Below are 23,340 nucleotides of genomic sequence, written 5' to 3' on the forward strand. Positions count from 1 at the left end.
TAAAAAGCCCGGCAACAGGCCGGGCTAACAGTCAATGATCAGGCGCTGGTGACAGCAATCTGATTTGTCGCAAAAGCGGCGCGCAGCGTGCGGGCGAATTCCAGCGCATGGGCGCCATCGCCGTGCAGACAGACCGTCTGCGCATTCACCGCCACCCATTCGCCGCTGACGCTGCGCACCTGACGCTGCTGCACCATGGTGAGCGTCTGCGCCAGCGCCTGCTCAGCCTCTTCGATTAACGCCCCCGGCTGGCTGCGCGGCACCAGCGCGCCACTGGCCAGATAGCCGCGGTCAGCAAACACTTCTTCGCGCGTGCGCAGACCATGATGCGCGGCGGCGGCAATTGAGGCGCTGCCCGCCAGGCCAACCAGAATCAGCGCCGGATCGACGGCTTTCACCGCGCGCGCAATCGCATCCGCCAGCGCTGCATCGGCCGCCGCCTGGTTATACAGCATGCCGTGCGGCTTCACGTGCACCAGCTTCGCCCCCTCACTTTCGGCGAGGCTTTTCAGGGCACCAATCTGGTAGATCACCTGCGCGTAGACGGTTTCCGGTGGCAGCTGCATGGCGGTCCGGCCAAAATTTTCCCGGTCGGGAAAGCTCGGATGCGCACCAATCGCCACGCCGTTGGCGCTGGCCCAGCGCACCGACTGCAGCATGGTTTCGGCATCGCCGGCATGGAAACCGCAGGCGATGTTGGCCGAGCTCACCAGCTCCAGCAGGGCCCGATCGCTGGCACTGCCTTCACCGAGGTCGGCGTTAAGATCGATCTTCATGAGCAAGCCCCCAGGCTATCTGATCAAGCGAACGTTGCTGCTGCTGTTTGGCCAGCAGCGCCTCCTCCAGCGTGCAGCGGATGAAGTGAATCGGTTCTCCCAGACGAATCTGCGCCAGCTGATAGAGATCGGCCTCGATGACGCAGGCAATACGCGGATAGCCGCCGGTGGTTTGCGCATCGGCCATCAGCACAATCGGCTGACCGTTCGGCGGCACCTGCACCACACCCGGCACCAGGCCATGCGACAGCAGTTCACGTGCGACACTGCGCTGCAGCGGACTGCCCTGCAGCCGGTAGCCCATGCGGTTACTTTGCGGGCTGAGCTGCCACGGGTTACGCCAGAATGCGTCCTGCGCGTCGTGGGTAAATTCGTTGTACTCCGGCCCCGGCAGCGCGCGGATGCGGTTGCCCCACAGCAGCTGCCGGACGCCAGCCTGATGGCTGAAGCGGCGCGTCGGCTTGCCCAGCGGCAGCTGATCGCCATCCTGCAGTTTACGCCCCTGCCAGCCGCCAAAGGCTGCTTTGAGATCGGTGCTGTGTGAGCCCAGCATCGCATCGATGGCGAAACCGCCGTTCACCGCCAGATAGCTGCGCATACCGCGCGTGGGCATGGACAGACTCAGCACCTGGCCTTTTTTCACCGGCAGACGCCAGCCGGTCCACACCGGCTGGCCATCCAGTTCGGCGCTGCAGCTGGCACCGGTCAGCGCAAACCAGCCGTCGCGACGAAACTCCGCTTTGAACTGGCCGAGCACAATTTCCAGCACCGCGCTGTTTTCCGCGTTGCCGACCAGCATATTGGCCGTGCGCATTGAAGGCTCATCCAGTGCGCCGCTTAGGCTGATACCGTATTGCCGCCAGCCGTGGCGGCCGCGATCCTGCACCGAGGTCATTAATCCGGCACGCAAAATGTTTAACATACGCCCTCCCGTTGTGGCACGAAGCGGACGCTGTCGCCGGGACGCAACAGCGTCGGCGGCTGCTGTTGTGGATCGAACAGGTTGAGCGGCGTGTGGCCAATCAGCTGCCAGCCACCGGGCGCGGCCAGCGGATAGATGCCGGTCTGGCTGCCGCCAATGCCCACCGAACCGCCAGGCACTACCAGCCGGGGCTCGGCGCGACGCGGCGTGTGCAGCCGCTCATCCAGCCCACCGAGATAAGGGAAACCCGGCTGAAAGCCAATGAAATAGACCACGTAATCCGCGCTGCTGTGCAGCTCCACCACCTGTTGCGAGGTCAGCTCCGCCGCACGGGCGACCTCCGCCAGATCCGGACCGCCCGCGCCGCCATACACCACCGGAATCTCAACCTGACGCGGCCCGGCCAGCAGCACCTCGCTCTCTTCCCACCAGCGCTGCAAACGCTCGATGGCATCCAGCGCTTTCAGCTGCGGATCGCGCAGCAGCAGCGTCAGGTTATTCATGCCCGGAATCACTTCCGCGATCTGCTCATTCTGCTGCAGCCGCTGGCACAATCCCCAGATGCGCTGCTGGCTGACGAGCGAAACCGGCGGTTCCAGCTCCAGTACCACCGCCCGCTCACCCAGCAGATAACAACGTGCTCGTTGCAAAACCCACCTCCCGGTCATTAATAAAACGCGCCGTGACCGCAGTGACGGCGCGCCTGAGGGCATTCGCTTATGCGAAAAGTCAATAAGTTATGCGAAAGTGAAGGAGATGTGTCAACTGATTTGCGCCCGGCACGTGTTTTCCGGGCGCATAAGCGAGGCGGTCAGGCGGGATTGTCGATATCGATAAAAGTCACATCCAGACCATGCTGGCTGGCGAGCCACTCACCGAGCGCTTTAATGCCGCCGCGTTCAGTGGCGTGATGGCCGGCAGCAAAGAAATGCAGTCCCTGTTCCCGGGCGCTGTGAATGGTCTGCTCAGAGACTTCACCGCTGATAAAGGCGTCAACGCCAAAGGCGGCGGCCGCATCGATAAAGCCCTGGCCGCCACCGCTGCACCATGCCACCCGGCGAATCAGCGCCGGAGCATTATCACCGCAGTGCAGCGGCTGGCGGCCGAGGCGCGCCGCGATCTTTTCCGCCAGCGCCGGACCGCTTAGCGGCTCAGCCAGCTCGCCCCAGGGCACCAGCGGCTGAATTTCACCTTTGACGTCGATATCAAACAGCGTGGCCAGCTGGGCGTTGTTGCCGAGCTGTGGGTGAGCATCGAGCGGCAGGTGCCAGCCGTACAGGTTGATGTCATTGGCCAGCAGCGTGCGCAGACGCTGGCGTTTCATTCCTTTAATCACCGGCGCTTCGCTCTTCCAGAAGTAGCCATGATGCACCAGTATCGCATCGGCCTGGCGTTTTACCGCCTCATCCAGCAGCGCCTGACAGGCCGTCACGCCGGTTATTACGCGGCGCACCTGCTCACGCCCCTCAACCTGCAAACCGTTGGGCGCATAGTCGCTGAAGGCACTGGTGTTGAGTTGCTGATTGACGATCTGTTCTAACTCGAAATTGTTCATAACGGCTCCGTGACCGCCTCAGGCTGCGCTGCGCGCGCGCTCGAAGGCGTCTAATGTCTTTTTACGTGCCGCCTTATGTTCCACGATTGGCGCCGGATAATCGAGTTTCTTGTTATTTTTCTCTGCCCAGGCGTGCGGTTGATGGATGGCGCTGTCCGGCACGTCTTGCAGCTCCGGCAGCCACCGGCGGATAAACTCGCCCTGTTTATCAAAGCGCTCGCCCTGGGTCGTCGGGTTGAAGATGCGGAAGTAAGGTGCGGCGTCGGTGCCGGTCGACGCGGCCCACTGCCAGCCACCGTTATTGGCCGCCAGATCGCCGTCAATCAGCTGCTGCATGAAATAGCGTTCACCCTCGCGCCAGTCAATCAGCAGATCTTTCACCAGAAAGCTGGCGGTGATCATGCGTAACCGGTTGTGCATCCAGCCCAGCGTATTGAGCTGGCGCATCGCTGCGTCAACAATCGGATAACCGGTTTTGCCCTGCTGCCAGGCGGTAAGGTGTTGCTCATTCTGTTGCCAGCTGACGTTGCGCGTCCAGTCGACAAACGGCTGATGCTTACACAGCGCCGGAAAGGCCACCATCAGGTGACGATAAAATTCGCGCCAGACCAGTTCATTCAGCCACACCAGCGCGCTGCCGTTGTTCAGCGCCTGCGGATGCTCCTTCAGAATGCGATGCAAACACTGACGCGGCGACAGTACACCAATCGCCAGATACGGCGACAGGCGGCTGGTGCCGTCAATCGCCGGTATGTCGCGCTGCTGGTCATATTTTTCCACCCGCTGCTGGGCAAACTGGCGCAGCTGCTTCAGCGCCGCCTCTTCTCCGGCGGGGAACCAGGTTTCGTCGAATTCTTCCACAGGGTAATCGAATGCTGCTATTTTTTTGCCGGCGGCCACGGGTGCCCCGGCGCGCGCTTTCGGTGCGTGATGGCACTCTGGCAGCCCCTGTTGCAGACGCCGGATAAACGCTTTGCTGAACGGCGTGAACACTTTGAACATGCTGTTGCTGCCGGTCTGTACGCTGCCCGGCGGTAACAGCAGGCTGTCATCGAACCCCTGGCACACCACGCCCTGCTGATCGAGCTGCTTCTCAACCGCAGCATCGCGCTGACGCTCATTGATTTCATACTGATAGTTGTAAAACAGCGCATCCACCTTGTGCTGCTGGCAGAAGGTCGCCAGATAGTCGACCGACGCGGCGAAGTCATCGCACTGATGAAAGTGCAGCTTAATACCGCGTTCTGCCAGCGACTGCTGCAGCAGGCACAGGTTTTGATGGATAAAAGCCGCCTGTTTGGGGGCCATACTGTGTTGCTGCCACTGGCCGGGCGTGGCGATGAACAGCGCCAGCACCTCGGCCTGACTGTCGCGGCAGGCCGCGGCCAGTGCGCTGTTATCATTCATGCGCAAATCGTTACGCAGCCAGACTAAGTGAGTGCTCATAACGCTCCGTGTTTACTGGCCGTAGCGCAGACGCAGCGCTTCCGGGTAGGGATCGAAATAACGCTGCTGCGCCAGCCACGGGTGCGGGAACTCTGCCATGTAATGTTTCAGCATGGTGATGGGGGCCAGCAACGGCTGCACACCGCGACGGTAGCGGTCGATCAGCAGCGCCAGCTCCTGACGCTGCGGTGAACTCAGCTTCGGCCGGAAATAGCCCTGTACGTGCATCAGCACATTGGTGTGATTACGACGCGACGCCTGGTGCGACATCAGGTGCATCAGACGGTTACGGTATTCAAAGGCGTACGCATCCAGTGACTCCCACTGTTCCATCGCTGCGACAAACCGCCCCATTTCGCGGTACTCATCCTGCGCATGCGACAGCAGCAGTAATTTGTAGCGACTATGGAAGGCAATCAGCTTGTGGCGCGTCAGCCCGCTGCGCCACATTTCGTTGAACTCATGCAGCGCATAGACGCGCCCCATGAAGTTTTCGCGGATCGCATCATCGTGCAGGCGTCCATCCTCTTCCAGCGGCAGCCACGGCAGCTCTTTTTGCAGGAATGAGGTGAACACGCCGGTGCCGGCTTTGCGATTGTTGTTAGTGTCAGGCTCGTAGACGCGCACGCGCTCCAGTCCGCAGCTCGGCGATTTGGCACACAGGATGTAGCCGCACAGATGGTGCAGCGATTTGACACGCTCCGCAGACCAGCGGGCCATGTCGTCGGTCAGCTCTTCCCCGCCGTCTTTACTGAAACACAGGTGGATCTGATCGTCGCTCTGTTTGACCAGCCGCAGCGCCGGGCGCGGCGTCGGCAGACCGATGGCCATTTCCGGGCAGACCGGTTCGAAGCGCACAAATGGCGCGAGCTCGTCAGTTGCAAAGGCAAAACGCTTGTGGCCGCCATCGAATCGGACGCTATCCCCGAGCAGGCAGGCACTGATACCTACAGGAATTTTCTCGCTCATACTTGTACAACCTCCAAAATCTTGTAGAGGTTTAAGTGTAGCTGAAATGCCGCGAGATAACAGCGGGACAATGCGTTTGTCGCACCACTTTAAGATAAAAAAACCCGGTGCCTCGAGCGAGGTCACCGGGTTATCACCGCGAAGCCGGGGGTTACCAGTAGATACCGCCTGCCGCTTCCGATTGCGCCAGCCAGACCGGTTTGGTGCTGGTTTTGCACCACATGCGGTGCAGATAACTGTAGAAGCGCGCGCGATCCTGGCGGAACAGCATCACTGGCAGCGCCAGTACGCCAATCAATACCACCAGCACACGGCGCAGCACAATTTTGGCGAGTGGATATGCCTGATACATCAATGCCTCCTCGTGGTAAATTTTGCTTTGAAATGTGATCTGCATCAGATATTACGCCTGGTTGTGTAATTTTACTACTCATCCGACCACTATTTTGATCTTTTTTCAGTCATTTCCTGGCCGGAATGAAAGGAAGTTACATTTTTGTAAAATTTCGGATCACGGCGAGTTACTGAGATCGTGACGGACGCCGTCGCGGTTTATTGTTAAAGTAATGCGTTAACCTTATTTGCCGCAGGAGTCAGCGTGACGACCATCTTGATTGTCGAAGATGAAAAGGAGATTCGCCGTTTCGTGCGCCTGGCGCTGGAGAGCGAAGGCCTGAAGATTGTGGAAGCGGAGCAGCTGCAGCGCGGCCTGATTGAAGCGGCTACGCGCAAACCGGATTTGGTGATTCTCGATCTCGGTTTACCGGACGGCGATGGCAATGCCTTCATCCGCGAAGTGCGGCAGTGGAGCAGCATGCCGGTGATTGTGCTGTCGGCGCGCAGCGATGAGCAGGATAAAATCGAGGCGCTGGATGCCGGCGCTGACGACTATCTCACCAAGCCGTTTGGTATCGGCGAACTGCTGGCGCGCGTGCGCGTGGCGCTGCGTCGTCATCAGCGCAGCCAGCCGGAACCGCTGGTGCAGTTTGGCGAAGTGAGCGTTGATCTCGCCGCGCGGCGCGTGCTGCGCAGCGGTGAAGAGGTACATCTGACACCGACCGAATTTCGCCTGCTCAGCCTGCTGCTGAATAACGCCGGCAAAGTGCTGACCCAGCGCCAGTTGCTTAACCAGGTGTGGGGGCCTAACGCCGTTGAACACAGCCATTATCTGCGCATCTATATGGGACACCTGCGGCAAAAGCTGGAAGCCAACCCCACCCAGCCGACGCACCTGCTGACAGAAACCGGCATCGGCTATCGCTTCATGCCATAAAAAAAGGCCGCAAACGCGGCCTTCTTCACGCAGGATGCCCTGTCAGGCGTTTTTCAGCACTTCACTGACAATTTCTACCGCTTCTTTCTCGATCTGCTGGCGATGCTCAGCGCCGAGGAAGCTCTCACAATAGATTTTGTAGGCGTCTTCCGTGCCGGACGGACGTGCCGCGAACCAGCCGTTTTCAGTCATCACTTTCAGACCACCAATCGAGGCGCCGTTGCCCGGTGCCGCGGTCAGACGTGCGGTGATCGGGTCGCCCGCCAGCGTATCGGCGCTGACCATTTCAGGTGACAGCTTCGACAGTGCCGCTTTCTGCGCGGAAGTGGCAGGTGCCTGCAGACGGTTGTAGCTTGGCGCACCAAAACGCGCGGCCAGCTCATCATAGTGCTGCTGCGGGTTCTTACCGGTAACCGCAGTGATTTCCGCCGCCAGCAGACACAGGATAATGCCGTCTTTGTCTGTTGACCAGGCGGAGCCGTCAAAACGCAGGAACGAGGCGCCGGCGCTCTCTTCGCCGCCAAAGCCAAAGCTGCCGTCGAACAGACCATCCACGAACCATTTGAAGCCGACCGGGACTTCCACCAGCTTGCGACTAATGTCGTTCACCACGCGGTCAATCATCGCGCTGGAAACCAGCGTTTTACCGACGGCCACCTCTTTGCCCCACTGCGGACGGTGCTGGAACAGGTAGTTGATCGCTACCGCCAGATAGTGGTTCGGGTTCATCAGACCGGCGGGCGTGACGATGCCGTGACGGTCGTAATCCGGATCGTTACCGAAGGCCAGATCGAACTTGTCTTTGTACGCCAGCAGACCGGCCATCGCGCACTCGGACGAACAGTCCATGCGCACCACGCCATCTTTATCCAGATGCATGAAGCGGAACGTCTGATCGATGGCATCATTGACGATGGTCAGATCCAGCTGGTAGTGCTCAGCAATGCGCTGCCAGTAGGCCATGCCGGAACCGCCGAGCGGATCGACACCGATTTTCAGGCCGGCTTTCTGGATCGCCGGGAAGTCAATCACCTGCGCCAGACCTTCAACGTATGGCTGGATCAGATCCTGCTCAACGATGTGGCCACTGGCCCACGCCTGATCCAGCGCCAGACGCTTAACCTCTTTCAGCTCACCTTTGATCAACTGATTCGCGCGATCTTCCACCACTTTGGTGACGTTGGTGTCAGCCGGTCCACCGTTCGGCGGATTGTACTTGATGCCACCGTCTTCTGGCGGGTTATGCGACGGGGTAATCACGATACCGTCCGCCTGCGCGCCGCCGCGCTTGTTGTGCTCCAGAATGGCGTTGGAGATCGCCGGCGTCGGCGTATAGCCGTTGTCCTGCTGCACAATCACATCAACGCCGTTGGCGGCCAGCACTTCCAGCACTGACAGGATCGCCGGCTCAGACAGCGCATGGGTGTCTTTACCTACGTAGCACGGGCCGGTGATGCCGTTCTTTTTACGCTCTTCAGCGATCGCCTGCGCAATCGCCAGAATGTGTACTTCGTTGAAGCTATGACGTCCCGCGCTGCCGCGGTGGCCGGAGGTGCCAAATTTCACCGCATGGTCCGGGTTCGCCGCATCCGGCTTCAGGACGTAGTACTGCGAGGTTAATTGTGCAACGTTAATCAAATCGCTCTGCTGGGCAGGTTGCCCGGCACGGGGGTGATTGGCCATTGGCGCTTCTCCCTGACGCTTCGGTTTAAATGGTGCCGCAAACTTTCTCTGCCAGTTCCTGCGGGAACTGCATGGCAAGCATGATGTGTTCCACCATGCTGCATTTACGACCTGTATTGGTATTGGTGATCACCCAGTACGGCGTGCCGGGGACGTGCTTCGGCTTAGTATGGGTGCCATTTTGCAGCAGCGTGTGCTCGTCACCCGCAAAGTAGACGCGGGTGCGGCCCTGCAGCGAGGCAGTGGCATCAGCAAAGGCTGCCGGATCAAGACGATAAAGCGTTGACAGGATCAGCATGAAGCGATTAACCGCCTTCTTCTGCTCCGCATACTCGTCAGACAGCAGCAGCTCACGCACGGCGCGCACGCGATCCTGAGGTCGCGCTTCGCTGCGTGCAGCCGGTGCTTCTTTTACCGCCGCATTCGCCGCTGGCGCAGCGGATGCGCTCTGGCCGGCAGTGAATTTCAGCATACGGCGCAAAATGTCCGAGGCGCTTTCACCAATGTGCTGCGTGTGGCTGGCAATATAACGGTAGAGTTCTTCGTCAACTTCAATCGTTTTCATCTTTTTCCGTGCGATTCTGGCAAATGGCAGAACCACGCTACTTTGCAAAGGCCTTAACAAAATCCGGTCGTGCAAAATGTGAGCGGGCTCTAACATAAGGATTATAAAGTTAAATCCGCGACAGCCGATAGCGCTGGCATCGTTTACGGGCAAAAGTCGGAATATGCCCTAATGCCTGACCGCCTGGCGCCGGGACAGGTGAATCCATGATACCCTAAGCCCAGGTCTCAACCGAAAGAACTTTAGCCATGATTTTGAACGCCCGTCTGCAAACTGAACAATCTGCCCCTGATGCCCAGCCCATTCTGTTAATTCATGGCCTGTTTGGTAGCCTGGATAACCTCGGCGTACTGGCGCGCGGCGTGCGCGATGCACGACCCACGCTGCAGGTGGATGTCCGTAACCACGGCCTGTCACCGCGCAGCGAAGAGATGCACTACGCTGCGCTGGCGCAGGATATGGTCGATACGCTGGATGCGCACCACATCGAACGGGTTGATGTTATCGGCCACTCAATGGGCGGCAAAATTGCCATGGCGCTGAGCGCCGTTGCGCCCGAACGAATTGGCAAAATGGTGCTGATCGATATCGCGCCGGTGGATTACCAGACGCGACGCCACGATGAGATCTTCGCGGCAATCCGCGCGGTCAGTGCAGCTGGCGTCACGCGCCGCAGCGCTGCGGCCGACGTGATGCGTGAACACGTGCGCGAAGAAGGCGTGATTCAGTTCATTCTGAAATCTTTCCATGAAGGCGAATGGCGCTTTAACGTGCCGGTGTTATGGGACAATTATCCGGTACTCTCCGGCTGGCAGGAGGTGCCCGCGTGGCCTCATCCGGCGCTGTTTATTCGCGGCGGTGATTCACCCTATCTGGACAATCAGCACCGTGATGCGCTGCTGCGCCAGTTCCCGCAGGCGCAGGCGCACATTATCAGCGGTGCCGGCCACTGGGTGCATGCCGAAAAACCCGATGCCGTACTGCGCGCGGTGCGCCGCTTTTTTAACCTGTAAAAGCAAAAGCTTGCTACGGGCGGTTTAGGGTTGGCGTCGCGCCGGGCGCTGGAGTATGATGTCGCGCTAAAAATTTGCCGCGGATGCTTTTTTCGCCGCGGTCGGGCCGATAAATGTTTAAATCGCGCAGCGCCTTTCCGCCGTTCGCGCCCACGCAGTTTCACAAACCATGGCAAAAGAACAGACAGATCGTACCACGCTCGATCTCTTCGCAGACGAGCGGCGTCCCGGTCGCCCTAAAACCAGTCCGCTGTCGCGTGATGAGCAGCTGCGCATTAATAAGCGCAACCAGCTGAAGCGCGACCGGGTGCGCGGCCTGCGCCGCGTTGAGCTGAAAATGTCCAGCGAAGCGGTCGACGCGCTTAATACGCTGGCCGAGCAGCAGAACATCAGCCGCAGTGAACTGATTGAACAAATGCTGCTGGCGCAGCTCAAACTGGCGTAACGTGCGCAGACCGCACGCTGGAACACAAACTCAGCGCTTTACACATTCCGCGCTTTTCGCCGGTCTGCTATCATTCGCATAACTGTGTCGTCTTCTGACTTACTTTCACAATCAGGATTTAAGAGGTTACTCACTCCATGGCAATCGTAGGCATTTTCTTCGGCAGCGATACCGGCAACACTGAAAACATTGCAAAAATGATCCAGAAACAACTGGGTAAAGATGTCGCCGAAGTGCATGACATTGCTAAGAGCACCAAAGAAGATCTCGAAGCATTCGATATTCTGCTGCTGGGTATTCCGACCTGGTACTACGGTGAAGCCCAGTGCGACTGGGATGACTTCTTCCCGACGCTGGAAGAGATTGATTTCAACGGTAAGCTGGTAGCGCTGTTTGGCTGCGGCGATCAGGAAGATTATGCCGAGTACTTCTGTGACGCGATGGGCACCATTCGCGACATCATTGAGCCAAACGGCGCAGTGATTGTGGGCCACTGGCCAACCGAAGGTTACCACTTCGAAGCCTCTAAAGGACTGGCAGACGACAAACACTTCCTCGGCCTCGCCATCGATGAAGATCGTCAGCCTGAACTGACTAACGAGCGCGTCGACAAATGGGTTAAGCAGATCTTTGACGAGCTGCAGCTGCAGGCGATCATCGAAGCCTGATGCTTTCCTGTCCGATGTGGGCGCTGGCTCACATCGGGCAATGGAATTACCTATAAAAATAATAGCTACGGTTTTTTAACTTTTTCCCTCAATTCTGTAGAATACCCGCAACGGTCATCTGCTTATTCCTCGGGCATCAGACTGAGACTGCGCGAAAAGGAACATCGATCTGCACGATCCCGCTGAGGCTCACGACATTTCTCCTTACAGCATCCGGGGAATTGTCCGCCGCAGCCGGTTTTCATTTCGCAGGCTGAGCTCTATAATGAGACGCAAATGAGAATGCGCGTTGACCACACATTCAAGGCCTTTGCGCCGTAAGTGACTAGCAAAGTAACAGGACAATATCCGCATGACTGACAACAACTCCGCATTGAAAAAGGCTGGCCTGAAAGTCACGCTGCCCAGACTGAAGATTCTGGAAGTGCTTCAGGGACCCGGACCCGAGTCCCATCATGTCAGTGCGGAAGATTTGTACAAACGCCTGATCGACATGGGCGAAGAGATTGGTCTGGCGACGGTATACCGTGTTCTGAACCAGTTTGACGACGCCGGCATCGTGACGCGTCATAACTTCGAAGGCGGGAAATCCGTGTTCGAACTGACCCAGCAGCATCACCACGATCACCTGATTTGCCTCGACTGCGGCAAAGTGATCGAGTTCAGCGATGAATCTATCGAAACGCGTCAGCGTGAGATTGCGACACGCCACGGTATTAAACTCAGCAACCACAGCCTGTATCTATACGGCCACTGTGCGCTGGGAGACTGCCGCGAAGACGAGACGCTCCACGATCAGTAATTGAATATGCTATGCAGTATAAAAAAACCGGTGCCAGGCACCGGTTTTTTTATGGCTGCGTTCAGGCGACCAGCGTTTCCTGCAAATAGCGCCAGCGCGGAACCGGCGTGCTGCAGTCCAGCACCGCCAGCGAAATGCGGGTCTGGTTGTTGCCGTTAAGCATTTGCAGTTCGTGATACTGAATGGTCACTTCCTGCTGCTGCTGGGAAATGATGGCATGCTCACTGGTGGCGATTCGCATCCCTTCCCGCTGCCCGTGCAGTTTGCGAAACAGGGTTTCAGTGTCATTGAGATCGAGCTGTTTGCCTTGCGGCGTCACCATTTTGAAGTCGGGATGAAAGTGCGACAGCAGCAGATCCATACTGTCATCGCTGCCTTCGGCCTGATTAAAAATACGTTCGATAAGCTGATGTAAAACCACCACGCTATGTTTGGCTTCCAGAGCGAGACTTGTCATTTTTCTTCCTTCGCTAACCCGCACAGCAACATTTAAGAGCGCATAGCCTACCTGAAAATAACGATTTCACACGGGTAAATTAGTTAATTTTATTAAAGTCAGATTAGTCGTAATCGCGCGCAATTACTGTTTTTTGTCTGGTTCAGCATAATCGATTCCCGTTTGCAGATAACGGGCAATAAAAAAGGGCGATTGCTCGCCCTTTGCTGATCATATCGTGCTATCAAGCAGTAAAATTATTCGCCGATTTTTGCCCAGGTATCACGCAGACCCACGGTGCGGTTGAACACCAGTTTCGACGGCTGCGAGTACACGCTATCAGCGCAGAAGTAACCTTCGCGCTCAAACTGATACGGTGCCAGCGCGCTGGCGGCACGCAGACCCGGCTCAACGAAGCCCTGTTTGATCTCCAGCGAGTTCGGATTGATGGTGGTGAGGAAATCCTCGGCCGCGCCCGGGTTTGGCACGCTGAACAGACGATCGTACAGGCGGAATTCGGCAGGCAGCGCGTGAATCGCCGATACCCAATGGATAACGCCTTTCACCTTACGGCCATCGGCCGGATCTTTGCTCAGGGTGTCGACATCGCAGGTAGCGTAGATGCAGGTGATGTTGCCGGCTTCATCTTTCGCCACGCGCTCGGCACGAATGACATAAGCGTTGCGCAGACGAACTTCTTTACCCAGCACCAGACGTTTGTACTGCTTGTTGGCCTCTTCACGGAAGTCGGCGCGATCGATCCACACCTCACGGCTGAACGGCACCTCACGCGTGCCCATCTCCGGTTTGTTCGGGTGGTTCGGCATGCTGATGATTTCTTCATGCCCGGCCGGCAGGTTCTCGATCACCACTTTCAGCGGATCCAGCACCGCCATAGCGCGCGGCGCGTTCTCGTTGAGGTCGTCACGAATGCACGACTCCAGCGACGCCATCTCAACAATGTTGTCCTGCTTGGTCACACCGATACGGCGGCAGAATTCGCGGATTGACGCCGCGCTATAGCCACGACGGCGCAGACCGGATACGGTCAGCATGCGCGGATCGTCCCAGCCTTCAACAATCTTCTCGCTCACCAGCTGCGTCAGCTTACGCTTCGACATCACCGCATATTCCAGATTCAGGCGCGAAAACTCGTACTGACGCGGATGCACCGGAATAGTGATGTTATCCAGCACCCAGTCGTAGAGACGACGGTTATCCTGGAACTCCAGCGTACACAGGGAATGGGTGATGCCTTCCAGCGCATCAGAGATGCAATGGGTAAAGTCGTACATCGGATAGATGCACCACTTGTTGCCAGTCTGGTGGTGTTCGGCAAATTTAATGCGGTACAGCACCGGATCGCGCATCACAATAAAGCTGGATGCCATGTCGATTTTGGCACGCAGGCAGGCTTTGCCCTCTTCGAAGCCGCCATCACGCATCTTCTGGAACAGCGCCAGGTTCTCTTCCACGCTGCGATCGCGATACGGGCTGTTTTTGCCCGGCGCGGTTAGCGTGCCGCGGTATTCACGGATCTGCTCTGGCGACAGCTCGTCAACGTAGGCCAGGCCTTTGTTGATCAGCTCAACCGCGTAGTTGAACAGTTGGTCAAAGTAGTCAGAGGAGTAACGAATGTTGCCGCTCCACTCAAAGCCCAGCCATTGCACATCATTCTTGATCGATTCAACGAACTCCATATCCTCTTTGACCGGATTGGTGTCGTCGAAACGCAGGTTGCACTGCCCCTGATAATCTTGTGCGATACCAAAGTTCAGGCAGATCGATTTTGCATGGCCAATATGCAGGTAACCATTGGGCTCAGGCGGGAAACGGGTATGCACACTGTTGTGCTTACCGCTCGCCAAATCTTCGTCGATGATCTGACGAATAAAGTTCGTTGGGCGGGCTTCAGCCTCACTCATCTCAAAATCCTCAAAACAATAGCGGGTGATTTGTACCACGAAGTAACGGAGTATGATCCACAAAGCGCTGAAGGGAAACAACCGTTTGTTGGTCGTTTTAAAACAAAAAAGGCAGGAATTGCTTCCTGCCTTCAGTGACGCTCAAAACGTGTTAATTTTTCACTTCATACAGCGGCGTAACGCCTGCCACCACGGTACCGCCTGCCAGCAGATTCAGACCAGCAAAATCATCGCTGTTGCTGACCACCACCGGGCTGATCATCGAACGCGCATTGGCGTTGAGGAAGTCCAGATCCATTTCGAGGATCGGCTGGCCCGCTGTGACGGTTGCGCCCTCTTCCACCAGACGGGTAAACCCTTTACCTTCCAGCGCGACGGTATCGAGACCCATGTGCACGACAATCTCGACGCCATTTTCGGCTTCAAGGCAGAATGCATGGTTGGTGTTGAAGATTTTCACCACGGTACCCGCCACCGGCGCGACGACAGTTTTATCGCTCGGTTTGATCGCCAGACCATCGCCTACCGCTTTGCTGGCGAAGGCTTCATCCGGCACGTTTTCCAGCGCTACCACTTCGCCACTGACCGGTGCCAGCAGCGTTGCAATCACCTTTTTCTCGCTGTTGCGCACGGCCTGGGGCTGAGCAGCCGCAGGCGCGGCGGTGGTTGCCGCAGCAGGTGCCGCTGCGCCGGCCACCGGGCCTTTGCTCAGTACGGTTTTCATGGCGGTCGCAATGCTTTCGGCCTGCGTACCAACAATGATCTGCACGCTCTGCTTGTTAAGGCGGATCACGCCAGAAGCACCGAGGCGTTTAGCCACACTCTCATTCACCTGCGCCGAGTCTTTCACATTCAGGCGCAGACGGGTAATGCAGGCGTCGATGTTGGTCAGGTTGTCAGAACCGCCCACCGCGCCGATATAGCGACGCGCCAGAGATTCGGTTTCGCTCTCACCGTTGCTGCTGTGATCAACGTTGACGTCGTAGCCGTCTGTCTCATCACCGGCAGCCAGCTCGCGGCCCGGCGTCAGCAGGTTGAATTTCTGAATGGTGAAGCGGAACACCACATAGTAGATGACGAAGAACACCAGACCCTGCGGGATCAGCATCCACCAGTGCACCGCCAGCGGGTTACGCGTCGACAGCACCATGTCCACCAGACCGGCACTGAAACCGAAACCGGCAATCCAGTGCATGCTGGCAGCGATGAAGACCGAAATACCGGTCAGCACGGCGTGGATGACATACAGCACCGGTGCCACAAACATGAAGGAGAATTCCAGTGGCTCGGTGATGCCGGTGAAGAAGGCTGCAAAAGCCGCTGCCAGCATGATACCACCGACTTTGGCGCGGTTTTCCGGGCGTGAGCAGTGATAGATTGCCAGCGCCGCACCCGGCAGACCGAACATCATGATCGGGAAGAAGCCCGCCTGATAGCGACCGGTGATACCCGGTATGCCAGTACCGTTGGCAATTGACTGCGCGCCACCCAGGAATTTCGGAATGTCGTTGATGCCCGCCACGTCGAACCAGAACACCGAGTTCAGCGCGTGGTGCAGGCCAACCGGAATCAGCAGACGGTTAAAGAAGGCGTACACGCCCGCACCGACCGAGCCCAGTTTCTGGATGTGCTCACCAAAGCTCACCAGACCGCCGAAAATGATCGGCCAGACGTACATCAGGATAAAGGCGACCACGATCATCAGGAAGGAGACCAGGATCGGCACCAGACGGCGACCGCTGAAGAACGACAGCGCCTTAGGCAGCTCAACGTGGCTGAAGCGGTTATAAACTTCCGCCGAGAGAATGCCCACCAGGATGCCGACAAACTGGTTATTGATTTTACCGAAGGCGGCAGGCACCTGCTCCACTGGCATTTTCTGAATCATGGCCACCGCGGCGGGTGAACACAGGGTAGTAACCACGAGGAAACCTACAAAGCCGGTTAATGCCGCTGCACCGTCTTTATCTTTTGACATGCCGTAAGCCACACCGATGGCGAACAGCACGGACATGTTGTCGATGATGGCAGAACCCGATTTGATCAGCAGTGCTGCCAGCGCATTGCCTGCGCCCCAGCTGTCCGGATCGATCCAGTAACCTACCCCCATCAGGATTGCCGCTGCCGGCAGGGTCGCTACCGGCACCATAAGCGCGCGGCCGACCTTTTGCAGATATCCTAAAATACTCACCTTATTCTCCCCCTATGAGACTGGCGTTTTGCCGTGATGCGGGTTGATTTTATTATCCCGGCACCCGGTACCTTGATGACACACTTCACCACGAGGCGCAGTGTAAAGATAAATTAATTCGCCTCGCAAATTAAAACCAGTGTAACTGTGACTTTAATCACCAAAATGGACGTTTTTCACTGCGAAATGCTAGCCACCACCACAAACTTATTTTATGATGAAAAATATCAGGTCGCACTTTTCCAACGCCGCGAGCGCGCAAACGGGTTACCCTATAAGCAGCCAGCTGCAGCAGTAAACGCGACCCTAACTTTCCAATCTTAACTGAGGTGAAGACATGAGACTGATCCCTTTGGCCACACCGACCCAGGTGGGTAAATGGGCTGCACGCCATATCGTTAATCGCATCAATGCCTTTAAACCCAGCGCAGACCGTCCCTTTGTGCTGGGACTGCCAACCGGCGGTACGCCGCTGGAAGCCTACAAGCACCTGATCGAGATGCATAAAGCGGGCCAGGTTAGTTTCAAACACGTGATCACCTTCAATATGGATGAGTATGTCGGTCTGCCGAAAGAGCATCCGGAAAGCTATCACAGCTTTATGTACCGTAACTTTTTCGATCACGTTGATATTCAACCAGAAAATATCAATCTTCTGAATGGCAATGCCGAAGATATTGACGCAGAATGTCGCCAATACGAAGAGAAGATCCGCGCGCTGGGTAAAATCCACCTGTTTATGGGCGGCGTCGGCAACGATGGCCACATTGCGTTCAACGAGCCGGCTTCTTCGCTCTCTTCCCGCACCCGCATTAAAACCCTGACGCACGACACCCGTGTGGCGAACTCGCGTTTCTTCAACGGCGATGTTGATCAGGTGCCTAAATATGCCCTGACCGTGGGCGTCGGCACGCTACTGGATGCGGAAGAAGTGATGATTCTGGTGACCGGCCACGTCAAAGCCCAGGCGCTGCAGGCGGCGGTAGAAGGTAACGTCAACCACATGTGGACCATCAGCTGCCTGCAGCTGCACCCGAAAGCGGTGGTGGTGTGTGATGAGCCAGCCACCATGGAACTGAAAGTGAAAACCGTGAAATATTTCCGCGAAATGGAAGCGGAAAATATGAAGGGTGTGTAACAACACGTTGTAGAAAGCCTGCTGTTAAGCGCAGCAGGTTCAGCCGGGAGAAGAGATGATGTACGCATTAGTTAACGGCCGGATTTTTACCGGTCATGAAGTTCTGGACAATCACGCCGTGGTGATTGCCAATGGCCTGATTGAGCGTGTCTGCCCGCGCGATGCGCTGGACGCCGCGATTCCACAACAAGATGTGGCTGGTGCGTTCATCGCTCCCGGATTTATCGACCTGCAGCTCAACGGCTGCGGCGGCGTGCAGTTCAACGATGACATCAATGCCCTGAGCGTGGAAACGCTGGAGATCATGCAGCGCGCCAATGAAAAATCCGGCTGCACCAGCTATTTACCGACGCTGATTACCAGCAGTGATGAACTGATGAAGCGCGCAATTGAAACCATGCGTGCTTACCTGGCGAAGCATCAGAATCAGGCGCTGGGCCTGCATCTGGAAGGTCCGTGGCTGAATAAAGAGAAGAAAGGCACCCACAATCCGCAGCTGATTCGTCTGCCGGATGCGGATCTGGTGGATTTCCTGTGCGCCAACGCTGACGTCATCACCAAAGTTACGCTGGCGCCGGAAAATGCGGGCAGCGCGGTGATTCGCCAGCTGCGTGACGCCGGGATTATTGTGTCGTCCGGTCACTCCAATGCCACCTATGCCGAAGCCAAAGCGGGCATCAGCGCGGGCGTCACTTTTGCCACCCACCTGTATAACGCCATGAGCGCCTTTAGCGGTCGTGAGCCAGGTCTTATCGGTGCGCTGTTTGATTCGCCTGATGTATACTGCGGCATTATTGCAGACGGTTTACATGTCAATTACGCTAACGTGCGCAATGCAAAACGAATCAAAGGCGACAAACTGGTGCTGGTGACCGATGCCACCGCGCCAGCCGGTGCGTCGATTGATCAATTCATTTTTGCAGGTAAAACAATATACTATCGCGACGGCCTGTGCGTAGATGAGAACGGTACCCTGAGCGGATCTGCGCTGACGATGATTGAAGCGGTGCAGAATAGCGTGGAACATTGTGGTATCGCGCTGGACGAAGCGCTGCGCATGGCGACCCTGTATCCGGCAAGGGCAATGGGTGTGGAAAAGCAGTTTGGTACGGTGGAAGCAGGAAAAGTCGCCAACCTCACTGTCTTTACCCGCGATTATCAAATCACTAAGACGTTCGTCAACGGAGACAACGTCCTCAGCGAGTAAGTACTGAATGACCACTGGCGGCCAGACTCAAATAGGAAATGTCGATCTTGTCAAACAACTTAACAGTGCAGCTGTTTACCGGCTGATTGATCAACAGGGGCCGATTTCGCGTATTCAGATTGCCGAACTCAGCCAGCTTGCGCCCGCCAGCGTCACCAAAATTACCCGTCAGCTTATCGAACGCGGCCTCATCAAAGAGGTGGAGCAACAGGCCTCCACCGGTGGGCGCCGCGCCATCTCCATCATCACCGAAACCCGCCATTTTCATACCATCGGCGTGCGCCTGGGGCGCAACGATGCCACGCTGACGCTGTTCGATCTCAGCGGAAAATCGCTGGCGCAGGAAGATTATCCGTTGCCGGAGCGCACCCAGGAGACGCTGGAGAACGCGCTGTTCAACGCCATCAGTGCCTTTATGAGCGCGCACCAGCGTAAAATTCATGAGCTGATCGCTATCGCGGTGATCCTGCCGGGGCTGGTCGACCCGATTAACGGCATCATTCGCTACATGCCGCACATTGCCGTCAGCCACTGGCCGCTGGTGGCGAGCCTGAAAAAACGCTTTAACGTCACCAGTTTTGTCGGCCACGATATCCGCAGCCTGGCGCTGGCTGAGCACTATTTCGGTGCAAGTCGCGACTGTGCAGACTCCATTCTGGTGCGTTTACACCGCGGAACCGGCGCCGGCATCATCGCTAACGGCCACATTTTTCTCGGCAGCAATGGCAACGTAGGTGAGATTGGCCACATTCAGGTCGATCCGCTCGGCGAACGCTGCCACTGTGGCAACTTTGGCTGCCTCGAAACCATCGCCGCCAACGGCGCGATTGAGAACCGCGTGCGCCACCTGCTCAATCAGGGTTATCCCAGCAGCCTGACGCTGGATGATTGCCAGATGCCGCAAATCTGTCGCGCCGCCAATCAGGGCGACGCGCTGGCCTGCGAAGTGATCGAGTACGTTGGCCGCTATCTCGGCAAAGCGATCGCTATCGCCATTAACCTGTTTAACCCGCAAAAAGTGGTGCTGGCCGGCGAAATTACCGATGCCGATAAAGTGCTGTTCCCGGCGATTGAGGGCTGCATTAACACCCAGGCGTTGAACGCGTTTCGCAAAAATCTGCCCGTGGTGCGGTCAGAGCTGGACCATCGTTCGGCAATTGGCGCTTTCGCGCTGGCAAAACGCGCTATGCTGAATGGCATTCTGCTGCAGCACCTGCTGGAAGAATAATAGAAAGCCTGCCGGCTGGCAGGCCCGACCGGAAGCCACCTATGACCATCAAAAGCGTAATCTGTGACATCGACGGCGTGTTGATGCACGACAATACCGCCGTGAAAGGCGCAAACGAATTCCTGCAGCGCATTCTGGAAAAAGAGATGCCGCTGGTGGTACTGACCAACTATCCGTCACAAACTGCGCAGGATCTGGCCAACCGCTTTGCCAACGCCGGCGTCGACATCCCGGATTCGGTGTTTTACACCTCCGCCATGGCCACCGCGGATTTCCTGCGTCGTCAGGAGGGCAAAAAAGCCTACGTGATTGGTGAAGGCGCGCTGATTCATGAACTGTATAAGGCCGGTTTTACCATAACTGACGTCAACCCGGATTTCGTCATCGTCGGCGAGACGCGATCGTTTAACTGGGAGATGATGCATAAAGCCGCCTTCTTTGTGGCTAACGGTGCGCGTTTTATCGCGACCAATCCCGATACCCACGCACGCGGCTTTGTGCCGGCCTGTGGCGCGCTCTGTGCCGGTATCGAAACCATCTCCGGCCGCAAACCGTTTTATGTCGGTAAGCCCAGCCCTTACATCATGCGCGCCGCACTGAATAAAATGCATGCGCATTCAGAAGAGACGGTGATTGTGGGCGATAACCTGCGCACCGATATTCTGGCTGGCTTCCAGGCCGGTCTGGAAACCATTCTGGTGCTGTCCGGCGTCTCTACGCTGAGCGATATCGACGCCATGCCGTTCCGTCCGGACTGGATCTACCCTTCCGTGGCTGATATCGACCTGTTCTGATTCGCGTCATGCTGTCTGCTTATGGCCCTGCTCGCCGTTACGGTGTGCAGGGCTTTTTTATGTGTCTGGCATAGCGCTGTGATTCAGCCGCTGACGCGGCCTCATCGGTTGCGCACAAAACCATCACTTCTGACAATTCATTAGACACCATCTAATTTAATCGTTAATTTTTTGAATAAAATTCAACATTACTTCACGCCAACAATCTTTTTATCAGTATTTGGTGATTTCGCTTGCGTTACCACTATCAATTAGCGCATTTTCTTATACATCACGCAGCGCAGTCTGCCGGACAAACAAGTCAATAACATCGCCACAGGGTGAGATCAGGAGTCAGTTATGTGTTCGATTTTTGGTGTGCTGGATCTGAAGACCGATCCTGTTGAACTGCGCAAGAAAGCGCTGGAATGTTCCCGTCTGATGCGTCACCGCGGCCCGGACTGGTCAGGCGTCTTCGCTGATGAGAAAGCCATTCTGGTGCACGAGCGCCTGTCCATCGTTGACGTGAACAACGGCGCCCAGCCGCTGTACAACGCGGATCACACCCACGTACTGGCTGTTAACGGCGAAATTTATAACCACCAGGCGCTGCGCGCGGAACTGAGCGATCGCTACGCGTTCCAGACGGGTTCAGACTGCGAAGTCATCCTCGCGCTGTATCAGGAAAAAGGCCTCGACTTCCTCGACGACCTGCAGGGCATGTTCGCCTTCATTCTGTGGGACAGCGTCAAACAGCAGTATCTGATTGGCCGCGATCACATCGGTATTATTCCGCTCTATATGGGCAACGATGAGCACGGCAACCTGTATGTTGCTTCTGAAATGAAAGCGCTGGTGCCGGTGTGCCGCAGCATCAAAGAATTCCCGCCGGGAAGCTACCTCTCCAGCACCGATGGCGAAATCCGTCGTTACTGGCAGCGTGACTGGATGGATTTTGCCGCCGTGGCGCAAAACACCACCGATGCCGCTGGCCTGAAGCACGCGCTGGAAGAGTCAGTGAAGAGTCACCTGATGTCAGACGTACCGTACGGCGTGCTGCTGTCCGGCGGACTCGACTCTTCCATCATCTCTGCGGTGACCAAGCGCTATGCCGCCAAACGAGTGGAAGATCAGGACAAGAGCGATGCATGGTGGCCGCAGCTGCACTCGTTTGCCGTCGGTCTGGAAGGATCGCCGGATCTGAAAGCGGCGCAGGCGGTGGCCGATCACCTCGGTACCGTGCACCATGAAATTCACTTCACCGTGCAGGAAGGTCTGGATGCGATCCGCGATGTGATTTACCACATCGAAACCTACGATGTGACCACCATTCGCGCGTCGACACCGATGTATCTGATGTCGCGTAAAATCAAAGCGATGGGCATCAAAATGGTGCTGTCCGGTGAAGGCGCGGATGAAGTGTTTGGTGGTTACCTCTACTTCCATAAAGCACCGAACGCCCAGGAGTTCCACGAAGAAAACGTGCGTAAGCTGCTGGCGCTGCACATGTTTGACTGCGCGCGCGCTAACAAAGCGATGTCGGCATGGGGCGTGGAAGCGCGTGTGCCGTTCCTCGACAAGAAATTCCTTGATGTGGCGATGCGCATCAACCCGGAAGACAAAATGTGCGGCAGCAACGGTAAGATGGAAAAACACATTCTGCGTGAATGTTTCTCCTCTTACCTGCCGGAGAGCGTGGCGTGGCGTCAGAAAGAGCAGTTCTCTGATGGCGTAGGCTACAGCTGGATTGACACGCTGAAAGAAGTGGCGGCGAAGCAGATTAGCGAGCAGCAGCTGGCGACCGCGCATTTCCGCTTCCCGCACAACACGCCAACCTCGAAAGAAGCGTATCTGTACCGCGAAATCTTTGAGGAGCTGTTCCCGCTGCCAAGCGCGGCAGAGTGCGTTCCGGGCGGTCCATCCGTGGCCTGTTCGTCGGCGAAAGCCATTGAGTGGGATGAAGCGTTTAAATCGATGGACGATCCGTCCGGACGTGCGGTAGGCGTGCATCAGTCAGCGTACAAATAAGCATTTTCTTTATGCGTATAAGGGGCCCATTGTGGCCCCTTTTTCTTGCATCTGACGCGGATACGATCGAAAATTGCCGAATAAATCATCAGCCTGGTTACAAGCCAGACAAACAGGCGCGTTAAGGCAAAAAACGGCAAAAAATTTGTTGACGCTACAAAGCTCAATACGCATAATGCGCCCCGCAACGCCGATGAAGGTAACGCGAAAAAAGATGGCTACGTAGCTCAGTTGGTTAGAGCACATCACTCATAATGATGGGGTCACAGGTTCGATTCCCGTCGTAGCCACCATCTT

General features: G+C 56.8%; 22 protein-coding genes and 1 tRNA gene. 11 read left to right on the forward strand and 12 right to left on the reverse strand.

Going from position 1 to position 23,340, the window contains the following annotated elements; genetic code table 11:
• Positions 1 to 38: 38 nt before the first annotated feature.
• The 7 genes from pxpA to AC6I8F_RS13540 form a co-directional block, all read right to left on the reverse strand.
• Positions 39 to 776 (reverse strand): 5-oxoprolinase subunit PxpA, encoded by a 738-nt coding sequence (gene pxpA / locus AC6I8F_RS13510; RefSeq protein WP_058769446.1) that lies wholly within the window; start codon positions 774 to 776, stop codon positions 39 to 41.
• A complete protein-coding gene (pxpC, locus tag AC6I8F_RS13515; RefSeq protein WP_058757884.1) occupies positions 760 to 1,698 on the reverse strand; it encodes a 5-oxoprolinase subunit PxpC in 939 nt (312 codons plus the stop codon). The genes pxpA and pxpC overlap by 17 nt, the downstream gene beginning before the upstream one ends.
• On the reverse strand, positions 1,692 to 2,348 hold the full coding sequence (pxpB, locus tag AC6I8F_RS13520; protein WP_498028112.1) for a 5-oxoprolinase subunit PxpB: 657 nt from the start codon (positions 2,346 to 2,348) through the stop codon (positions 1,692 to 1,694). The genes pxpC and pxpB overlap by 7 nt, the downstream gene beginning before the upstream one ends.
• 161 nt (positions 2,349 to 2,509) lie before the next feature.
• Complete coding sequence (locus AC6I8F_RS13525) at positions 2,510 to 3,253, reverse strand: type 2 GTP cyclohydrolase I (RefSeq protein WP_021508550.1); 744 nt, start codon at positions 3,251 to 3,253, stop codon at positions 2,510 to 2,512.
• Positions 3,254 to 3,271: 18 nt separating this feature from the next.
• Positions 3,272 to 4,699, reverse strand: a complete 1,428-nt coding sequence (phrB, locus tag AC6I8F_RS13530) for a deoxyribodipyrimidine photo-lyase (RefSeq protein ID WP_059010770.1) — start codon at positions 4,697 to 4,699, stop codon at positions 3,272 to 3,274.
• A 12-nt stretch (positions 4,700 to 4,711) separates the two neighbouring features.
• Positions 4,712 to 5,668 (reverse strand): YbgA family protein, encoded by a 957-nt coding sequence (locus AC6I8F_RS13535; RefSeq protein WP_498028113.1) that lies wholly within the window; start codon positions 5,666 to 5,668, stop codon positions 4,712 to 4,714.
• A 151-nt stretch (positions 5,669 to 5,819) separates the two neighbouring features.
• Positions 5,820 to 6,020 carry a YbfA family protein gene (locus AC6I8F_RS13540; RefSeq protein ID WP_031279882.1) on the reverse strand — a complete coding sequence of 67 codons (201 nt, stop codon included), beginning with the start codon at positions 6,018 to 6,020 and terminating at the stop codon, positions 5,820 to 5,822.
• Between the two features lie 246 nt (positions 6,021 to 6,266).
• Here AC6I8F_RS13540 and kdpE point away from each other — a divergent pair, with 246 nt between their 5' ends.
• The gene (gene kdpE, locus AC6I8F_RS13545; protein ID WP_021508554.1) at positions 6,267 to 6,941 is read left to right on the forward strand and encodes a two-component system response regulator KdpE; all 675 of its coding nucleotides are present in this window, start codon (positions 6,267 to 6,269) and stop codon (positions 6,939 to 6,941) included.
• A 42-nt stretch (positions 6,942 to 6,983) separates the two neighbouring features.
• Here the strand turns inward: kdpE and pgm are convergent, their stop codons facing one another.
• Entirely contained in the window at positions 6,984 to 8,624 is a 1,641-nt protein-coding gene (gene pgm / locus AC6I8F_RS13550; protein ID WP_498028114.1) for a phosphoglucomutase (alpha-D-glucose-1,6-bisphosphate-dependent), read from the reverse strand.
• A 25-nt stretch (positions 8,625 to 8,649) separates the two neighbouring features.
• Entirely contained in the window at positions 8,650 to 9,189 is a 540-nt protein-coding gene (gene seqA / locus AC6I8F_RS13555) for a replication initiation negative regulator SeqA (RefSeq protein WP_010616121.1), read from the reverse strand.
• A gap of 248 nt (positions 9,190 to 9,437) precedes the next feature.
• Here seqA and ybfF point away from each other — a divergent pair, with 248 nt between their 5' ends.
• From ybfF to fur, 4 genes are all read left to right on the forward strand, one after another.
• Positions 9,438 to 10,202: an esterase gene (gene ybfF / locus AC6I8F_RS13560; protein WP_021508556.1), complete on the forward strand. Its 765-nt coding sequence runs from the start codon at positions 9,438 to 9,440 to the stop codon at positions 10,200 to 10,202.
• Positions 10,203 to 10,371: 169 nt separating this feature from the next.
• Positions 10,372 to 10,647, forward strand: a complete 276-nt coding sequence (gene ybfE, locus AC6I8F_RS13565; RefSeq protein ID WP_010616122.1) for a LexA regulated protein — start codon at positions 10,372 to 10,374, stop codon at positions 10,645 to 10,647.
• 137 nt (positions 10,648 to 10,784) lie between these two features.
• Positions 10,785 to 11,315 carry a flavodoxin FldA gene (gene fldA / locus AC6I8F_RS13570; protein WP_021508557.1) on the forward strand — a complete coding sequence of 177 codons (531 nt, stop codon included), beginning with the start codon at positions 10,785 to 10,787 and terminating at the stop codon, positions 11,313 to 11,315.
• 352 nt (positions 11,316 to 11,667) lie between these two features.
• Positions 11,668 to 12,117 (forward strand): ferric iron uptake transcriptional regulator, encoded by a 450-nt coding sequence (fur, locus tag AC6I8F_RS13575; protein WP_021508558.1) that lies wholly within the window; start codon positions 11,668 to 11,670, stop codon positions 12,115 to 12,117.
• 61 nt (positions 12,118 to 12,178) lie between these two features.
• On the opposite strand, the gene AC6I8F_RS13580 is transcribed toward fur, so the two are convergent.
• The 3 genes from AC6I8F_RS13580 to nagE all read right to left on the reverse strand — a co-directional run bounded on the left by AC6I8F_RS13580 (position 12,179) and on the right by nagE (position 16,663).
• Positions 12,179 to 12,574, reverse strand: a complete 396-nt coding sequence (locus AC6I8F_RS13580) for a hypothetical protein (protein WP_021508559.1) — start codon at positions 12,572 to 12,574, stop codon at positions 12,179 to 12,181.
• Positions 12,575 to 12,810: 236 nt separating this feature from the next.
• The gene (gene glnS, locus AC6I8F_RS13585) at positions 12,811 to 14,478 is read right to left on the reverse strand and encodes a glutamine--tRNA ligase (protein ID WP_058757889.1); all 1,668 of its coding nucleotides are present in this window, start codon (positions 14,476 to 14,478) and stop codon (positions 12,811 to 12,813) included.
• Between the two features lie 151 nt (positions 14,479 to 14,629).
• Complete coding sequence (nagE, locus tag AC6I8F_RS13590) at positions 14,630 to 16,663, reverse strand: N-acetylglucosamine-specific PTS transporter subunit IIBC (RefSeq protein ID WP_058758041.1); 2,034 nt, start codon at positions 16,661 to 16,663, stop codon at positions 14,630 to 14,632.
• Positions 16,664 to 17,006: 343 nt separating this feature from the next.
• Here nagE and nagB point away from each other — a divergent pair, with 343 nt between their 5' ends.
• From nagB to AC6I8F_RS13620, 6 genes are all read left to right on the forward strand, one after another.
• Positions 17,007 to 17,807, forward strand: coding sequence for a glucosamine-6-phosphate deaminase (gene nagB / locus AC6I8F_RS13595; RefSeq protein WP_325967014.1), 801 nt, complete (start codon positions 17,007 to 17,009; stop codon positions 17,805 to 17,807).
• A gap of 58 nt (positions 17,808 to 17,865) precedes the next feature.
• Positions 17,866 to 19,014 (forward strand): N-acetylglucosamine-6-phosphate deacetylase, encoded by a 1,149-nt coding sequence (gene nagA / locus AC6I8F_RS13600; protein WP_498028803.1) that lies wholly within the window; start codon positions 17,866 to 17,868, stop codon positions 19,012 to 19,014.
• A 7-nt stretch (positions 19,015 to 19,021) separates the two neighbouring features.
• The gene (nagC, locus tag AC6I8F_RS13605) at positions 19,022 to 20,242 is read left to right on the forward strand and encodes a DNA-binding transcriptional regulator NagC (protein WP_021508564.1); all 1,221 of its coding nucleotides are present in this window, start codon (positions 19,022 to 19,024) and stop codon (positions 20,240 to 20,242) included.
• 41 nt (positions 20,243 to 20,283) lie between these two features.
• Positions 20,284 to 21,036 (forward strand): HAD-IIA family hydrolase, encoded by a 753-nt coding sequence (locus AC6I8F_RS13610; protein ID WP_021508565.1) that lies wholly within the window; start codon positions 20,284 to 20,286, stop codon positions 21,034 to 21,036.
• Positions 21,037 to 21,375: 339 nt separating this feature from the next.
• The gene (asnB, locus tag AC6I8F_RS13615; protein WP_058757891.1) at positions 21,376 to 23,043 is read left to right on the forward strand and encodes an asparagine synthase B; all 1,668 of its coding nucleotides are present in this window, start codon (positions 21,376 to 21,378) and stop codon (positions 23,041 to 23,043) included.
• A gap of 216 nt (positions 23,044 to 23,259) precedes the next feature.
• A tRNA-Met gene (locus tag AC6I8F_RS13620) sits at positions 23,260 to 23,336 on the forward strand.
• Positions 23,337 to 23,340: the final 4 nt, after the last annotated feature.

The organism is gamma proteobacterium symbiont of Axiagastus rosmarus (assembly GCF_059730925.1).

Excerpts from the sequence above, each read along its gene's own strand:
- pxpA (WP_058769446.1), bottom strand. The coding sequence starts at position 776 with ATGAAGATCGATCTTAACGCCGACCTCGGTGAAGGCAGTGCCAGCGAT.
- pxpC (WP_058757884.1), bottom strand. The coding sequence starts at position 1,698 with ATGTTAAACATTTTGCGTGCCGGATTAATGACCTCGGTGCAGGATCGC.
- AC6I8F_RS13525 (WP_021508550.1), bottom strand. The coding sequence starts at position 3,253 with ATGAACAATTTCGAGTTAGAACAGATCGTCAATCAGCAACTCAACACC.
- phrB (WP_059010770.1), bottom strand. The coding sequence starts at position 4,699 with ATGAGCACTCACTTAGTCTGGCTGCGTAACGATTTGCGCATGAATGAT.
- AC6I8F_RS13535 (WP_498028113.1), bottom strand. The coding sequence starts at position 5,668 with ATGAGCGAGAAAATTCCTGTAGGTATCAGTGCCTGCCTGCTCGGGGAT.
- AC6I8F_RS13540 (WP_031279882.1), bottom strand. The coding sequence starts at position 6,020 with ATGTATCAGGCATATCCACTCGCCAAAATTGTGCTGCGCCGTGTGCTG.
- pgm (WP_498028114.1), bottom strand. The coding sequence starts at position 8,624 with ATGGCCAATCACCCCCGTGCCGGGCAACCTGCCCAGCAGAGCGATTTG.
- seqA (WP_010616121.1), bottom strand. The coding sequence starts at position 9,189 with ATGAAAACGATTGAAGTTGACGAAGAACTCTACCGTTATATTGCCAGC.
- ybfF (WP_021508556.1), top strand. The coding sequence starts at position 9,438 with ATGATTTTGAACGCCCGTCTGCAAACTGAACAATCTGCCCCTGATGCC.
- ybfE (WP_010616122.1), top strand. The coding sequence starts at position 10,372 with ATGGCAAAAGAACAGACAGATCGTACCACGCTCGATCTCTTCGCAGAC.
- fldA (WP_021508557.1), top strand. The coding sequence starts at position 10,785 with ATGGCAATCGTAGGCATTTTCTTCGGCAGCGATACCGGCAACACTGAA.
- fur (WP_021508558.1), top strand. The coding sequence starts at position 11,668 with ATGACTGACAACAACTCCGCATTGAAAAAGGCTGGCCTGAAAGTCACG.
- AC6I8F_RS13580 (WP_021508559.1), bottom strand. The coding sequence starts at position 12,574 with ATGACAAGTCTCGCTCTGGAAGCCAAACATAGCGTGGTGGTTTTACAT.
- glnS (WP_058757889.1), bottom strand. The coding sequence starts at position 14,478 with ATGAGTGAGGCTGAAGCCCGCCCAACGAACTTTATTCGTCAGATCATC.
- nagB (WP_325967014.1), top strand. The coding sequence starts at position 17,007 with ATGAGACTGATCCCTTTGGCCACACCGACCCAGGTGGGTAAATGGGCT.
- nagA (WP_498028803.1), top strand. The coding sequence starts at position 17,866 with ATGTACGCATTAGTTAACGGCCGGATTTTTACCGGTCATGAAGTTCTG.
- nagC (WP_021508564.1), top strand. The coding sequence starts at position 19,022 with ATGACCACTGGCGGCCAGACTCAAATAGGAAATGTCGATCTTGTCAAA.
- AC6I8F_RS13610 (WP_021508565.1), top strand. The coding sequence starts at position 20,284 with ATGACCATCAAAAGCGTAATCTGTGACATCGACGGCGTGTTGATGCAC.
- asnB (WP_058757891.1), top strand. The coding sequence starts at position 21,376 with ATGTGTTCGATTTTTGGTGTGCTGGATCTGAAGACCGATCCTGTTGAA.